The sequence below is a fragment of the Nitrospirota bacterium genome, assembly GCA_016212215.1.
Taxonomy (GTDB): domain Bacteria; phylum Nitrospirota; class 9FT-COMBO-42-15; order HDB-SIOI813; family HDB-SIOI813; genus JACRGV01.
Map to the genome: position 1 here is coordinate 1 of JACRGV010000025.1, position 4,831 is coordinate 4,831.

General features: G+C 44.5%; 5 protein-coding genes and 1 pseudogene. 1 reads left to right on the plus strand and 5 read right to left on the minus strand.

The genetic code is table 11. The features are described from left to right. On the minus strand, nucleotides 1-181 hold a 181-nt coding region (locus HZA08_02615; protein MBI5192318.1), incomplete at its 3' end, for a MarC family protein. 46 nt (nucleotides 182-227) lie between these two features. Beyond that, nucleotides 228-770, minus strand: coding sequence for a Uma2 family endonuclease (locus tag HZA08_02620; protein MBI5192319.1), 543 nt, complete (start codon nucleotides 768-770; stop codon nucleotides 228-230). A 153-nt stretch (nucleotides 771-923) separates the two neighbouring features. On the opposite strand from HZA08_02620, the pseudogene uppP reads away from it, so the two are divergent. Beyond that, a pseudogene (gene uppP, locus HZA08_02625) lies at nucleotides 924-1,720 on the plus strand (undecaprenyl-diphosphatase UppP). Nucleotides 1,721-1,724: 4 nt separating this feature from the next. On the opposite strand, the gene HZA08_02630 reads toward uppP, so the two are convergent. The 3 genes from HZA08_02630 to hslU form a co-directional block, all read right to left on the minus strand. Then, on the minus strand, nucleotides 1,725-2,024 hold the full coding sequence (locus HZA08_02630; protein ID MBI5192320.1) for a PilZ domain-containing protein: 300 nt from the start codon (nucleotides 2,022-2,024) through the stop codon (nucleotides 1,725-1,727). A gap of 154 nt (nucleotides 2,025-2,178) precedes the next feature. Continuing rightward, the gene (gene argB / locus HZA08_02635) at nucleotides 2,179-3,042 is read right to left on the minus strand and encodes an acetylglutamate kinase (protein ID MBI5192321.1); all 864 of its coding nucleotides are present in this window, start codon (nucleotides 3,040-3,042) and stop codon (nucleotides 2,179-2,181) included. A gap of 168 nt (nucleotides 3,043-3,210) precedes the next feature. Next, entirely contained in the window at nucleotides 3,211-4,548 is a 1,338-nt protein-coding gene (gene hslU, locus HZA08_02640) for an ATP-dependent protease ATPase subunit HslU (protein MBI5192322.1), read from the minus strand. Nucleotides 4,549-4,831: the final 283 nt, after the last annotated feature.

Here is a 4,831-nt window from a genome sequence, read left to right on the forward strand (position 1 = left end):
CAAGAGTTATGAATACACCTTTGCCGATCAGCAGGAATAACACGGTTACAGCCGTTGCCGTAATTACCGAATGTCTCAGCACCTTAGCCCTGACAGCATCCTCCATATCCTGGGTAAGGGATATGTAAATAGGCAGGACACCAATGGCATCAAAGGCCACGAAGAGCGGGATAAACGTCATAATAAAATTGGTAAGCATTGATTTAAAAAAATCCGGCAGGGCCTTTTTAAGAAGTAATTATATCATTCATTTTTACCTTCAATCCCTCAACCAACTCAAACTCTTCGTCAAATTCAAAAAACAAAACCTCCCGTTTACCTTGTTTGTAAACACTGACGGTCTTGCTTTGTGGGTCAACAAGGACTACTCTTGTAACACCAATTGAAAGGTAGTCTTTTACTTTTTCTGTAAGTTCACTTTGAGTATTGGTCTCTGATACTATCTCTATTATCAGGTCCGGAGAGACCTCCATCATCCCCTTTGGCCTTTCAGGAGATCGTTCTTTGCTGATATACACAACATCTGCTGCCCTGAGTGTAAGCGGCTTCTTCTTTATAATTACCCCTACTTCGCCTACTGCAACATATCCTCTATTCCTTAAATGTTTTCGCAATAACTCAGAAAAGATACTTTCAAAATCACCATGTTCAAAACCTGTAGGTGCCATTTCCCTTCGCTCCCCATTAATAATCTCATAATTCCCATCAGGAAGGAAATTTATATCCTCATATTCAAATGTCTCTTTTTCTATAATTACCGGTTTAGCCATTTTAATCTCTCAGATATGTGTTAATATTTTCCACAAATCCAGTATAGTCACATCATAATTGGGTGTCAATTAATATCAATCTTTATACAGAATTGTACAGTTGTAATTATCTATAGACATCCTTCTATGTTATTGCTATTATCACCTACCGAAATGCTTGAAGCCATTATCTTAGGAATCATACAAGGACTTACTGAGTTCCTGCCGGTAAGCAGTACTGCCCATCTCATCCTTGCACCATGGTTTTTTGGATGGAATGACCAGGGTTGCTGTTTGACGTTGTCCTCCATCTGGGTACTCTTACAGGTATAATTGCCTTCTTCTATAAGGACTTTTACATGATAATTCATGGGATGGTTACGAATCATAAAGACAGCATGGGAAAATTGAACATGGAGGGGAGGTTCGGCTGGTATATAGTAATCGGCACTATCCCGGCAGGTGTTGCCGGTCTTGCGTTTAAAGATAAGATAGAGACTATCTTCAGGTCTCCTCATCTGATCGCAATTACACTTATCCTATTTGGAATTATCTTATGGTGGGCAGAGGCGAAGGGAAGGAAGATGAGGAAAGCTCATCATCTTAATATATTTGATTCGATTATTATTGGTTTTGCCCAAGCCCTTGCCCTTATCCCCGGCGTATCTCGTTCCGGCATAACCATTACAGCAGGCCTTTTCAGAAACCTTGACCGTGAGACCTCAGCACGTTTTACATTCCTGTTAAGTACCCCGATTATCCTTGCCGGCGGACTGCTGAGTCTTATTCACGTTTACAAAACAGGACTCCCGCAAACCGGATTACAGCCGCTCATTGGTGGTTTCTTTGCATCAGCAATCTCAGGGTTTCTTGCCATTAAATACCTCCTGCTCTACCTCAGCAGACGGAAGGTGAATCTGTTTGTTTATTACAGGATTGTACTTGGGATAATAATTCTACTTGTGAGTTAACTCCTTACAGATTCGATGCTACCGGTGTATCAAACTTTATACCCGCTGCATATACTGAACCGCATCTCGAACACCATGCGATAGTACCGGGTTTATCCTCAAACTTTCTCTCACCATCAAAATCCCGCTGAGTAAAGGTAATCTCTATCGGCGTACCAACCTTGAGCAGCTTATTCATGTAGATACCGGTCCCGCCTTTACTGATATTGGCAATGTACACCTCATGGCTCTTCTTATCACCGGTGACCTTTAAGAAGCCAATGCTCATGATGCTTAACCTTCGGAATTTACGCTGACTTTTCATTCTCCCCCCATCCCCACCCTACCCCTCCCCTTGAAGGGGAGGGAATCGAGTTGTGAACTTTTTGTTCTTACTTCTAACTTCTTGCTTCTTCTGTCTGGCTTCTGGCTTCTGACTTCTTGCTTCTAACTGCTAACTGCTTACTGTTCACTATCCTTTAAGCTACTATCTCCGTCCCAATCCCCTTCTTAGTAAATATCTCAAGGAGTATGGAATGTGTAACCCGGCCGTCAATGATATGGGTCTTTTTGACCCCGGCGTCAATGGCTGCAAGGCACGCCTTGACCTTGGGTAACATGCCGGATGTTATAACACCGTTCTTTATCAGCTTCAACACCTCTTTACGGTTCAGTGTAGAAAGAAGTTTACCGTCTTTATTAAGGATACCCTTCACATCCGTTAAGAATATCAATTTTTCTGCCTTCAGCGTAGCGGCAATAGCCCCTGCGGCTGTATCTGCATTTATGTTGTATGTCTTGCCCTTTCCATCAACACCAATAGGGGCTATGACAGGGATAAACCTGCTCTCCTCCAATGATCGGATTATTTGTGGGTCAATCTTCTCAACCTCGCCGACAAGTCCCCTGTCTATTCCCTTGCCTCTGCCGTGGTTTCTCAATTTCTTTGCCTTAATAAGCCCCCCGTCTTTGCCTGTAAGACCGACAGCATTTCCGCCAAGCAGGTTAATCCTGTTCACGAGTTCTTTGTTGATCTTACCACCCAACACCATCTCCACAATGTCCATTGTCTCACCGTCAGTAATCCTGATACCCTCAAAAAACACAGGCTTTTTCCCCATCTTATCCATTACCTCTGAAATCTGAGGACCGCCCCCATGAACTACTACCGGATTCATTCCAAAATATTTTGTGAGCACCACATCTTCAGCAAACATATCCTTCAGTTTATCGCTCTCCATGGCATTGCCGCCGAACTTTATGACAATAGTCTTCCCTGAAAGATTCTTTATATACGGTAATGCCTCAACAAGTATCTGTGCCTTTTCTATGTTACGCTGCATTAAACCCCACCCTCACCCTCACCCTCTCCCTGAGGGAGAGGGAATCATTGGAATACCTAACCCTCTCCCTGAAGGTGAGGGGATCATTAGAATACCTATCCCTCCCCCCACTGGAGAGATTATTTCTTACTTCTACCTTCTTACTTCTTACTTCTTACTTCTGCCCCCTTACAAAATGTATCTGCTTAAATCCTGATCCTTAATTATATCTGCCAATTTCCCCTTCACATATTCTGCATCTATAACTATCTTCTTCTCTTTTAGTTCAGGGGCATCAAAGGATAGTTCATCCAGCATCTTTTCCAGAATAGTAAACAATCTCCTTGCCCCGATATTTTCCATACGCTCATTAACTGCAACTGCGGTGGCGGCTATCTCACTGATACCATCCTCTGTAAATGTAAGCTCAACCCCTTCTGTCTCCATAAGTGCTGTATACTGCTTTATCAGTGCATTCTTAGGCTCTGTAAGTATCCTGATAAAGTCCTTCTCACCGAGTGATTCCAATTCAACCCTTATTGGAAACCGCCCCTGAAGCTCAGGGATAAGGTCAGAGGGTTTTGTTACATGAAATGCACCTGCGGCAATAAAGAGGATATGGTCTGTCCTCACAGGGCCGTATTTTGTTGTAACTGTAGATCCTTCAACAATCGGAAGCAGGTCACGCTGAACCCCTTCCCTTGAAACATCAGGCCCATGCCCCCTCTCCCTGCTCGCTATCTTATCTATCTCATCAAGGAACACTATGCCGGTCTGCTCAACCTTTGCCACAGCCTCCCTGGTCACCTCATCCATATCTATCAGCTTCTGCACCTCTTCCTCAGTAATAATAGCCAAAGCCTCTTTTACCTTTACCCGTCTCTTTTTACTCTTCCCGGGGAAAAGACCGCCTAACATATCCTTCAGGTTCATCTCAATATCTTCCATACCAACATTTGATATAACCCCAAAAGGCATTGCCTTCTCTTTAACGTCAAGTTCAATGGGACGGTCATCAAGTTTACCCTCTCTGAGCTGCTGCCTTAATTTCTCCCTTGTGTTATCAAGGTGTACCGTCTCTGATACTTGCTCCTGAACCGGCCTCTGTACAGGCGGCAGGAGTACATCCAGCATCCTCTCTTCTGCGTGACGTCCCGCCTTCTCCCTTACTACATGAGTCCTCTCATCTTTAACCATATTTACCGCAAGCTGTGTCAGCTCCCGAATCATAGATTCCACATCCCTGCCCACGTAGCCTACCTCTGTAAACTTTGATGCCTCCACCTTTATAAACGGGGCCTGAGACAGTTTGGCAAGACGCCTTGAAATCTCTGTCTTACCAACGCCGGTCGGCCCGATCATTATGATATTCTTGGGCATCACCTCATCCCGCAAATCATCAGACAACCTTTGCCTCCGCCAGCGTGTCCTCAATGCAATCGCAACAGCACGCTTTGCATTAGCCTGGCCAATAACATATTTATCAAGCTCTTCAACTATCTGTCGTGGTGTAAGAAAGTCACTCATGAATACTCCTATCATTATTACATTTCATCCTAAAATCCCTTCCGGCGGGGTAAGAAAACCCCGCCTATCCATCTCTACGAGGATAGGCGGGACTTTCTTGTCCCGCTGATTTTCATGTCCCTTTGTGAACCTTGGTTCATGTGGGTTCATCCGAAAATGACCCCCCCATGCCCCCCCTTGAACAAAGGGGGGGATTGCCGTTGGCCATTGAGCACCAAAGGAACTTTCCCCCCCTTAACAAGGGGGGGCTTGGGGGGGTGGTTTTCATCCTCCTTTGTGAAAC

What these genes read in the sequence shown, in the direction of transcription:
- argB (MBI5192321.1), bottom strand. Translation starts at nt 3,042, where the DNA reads ATGCAGCGTAACATAGAAAAGGCACAGATACTTGTTGAGGCATTACCG.
- HZA08_02620 (MBI5192319.1), bottom strand. Translation starts at nt 770, where the DNA reads ATGGCTAAACCGGTAATTATAGAAAAAGAGACATTTGAATATGAGGAT.
- HZA08_02630 (MBI5192320.1), bottom strand. Translation starts at nt 2,024, where the DNA reads ATGAAAAGTCAGCGTAAATTCCGAAGGTTAAGCATCATGAGCATTGGC.
- hslU (MBI5192322.1), bottom strand. Translation starts at nt 4,548, where the DNA reads ATGAGTGACTTTCTTACACCACGACAGATAGTTGAAGAGCTTGATAAA.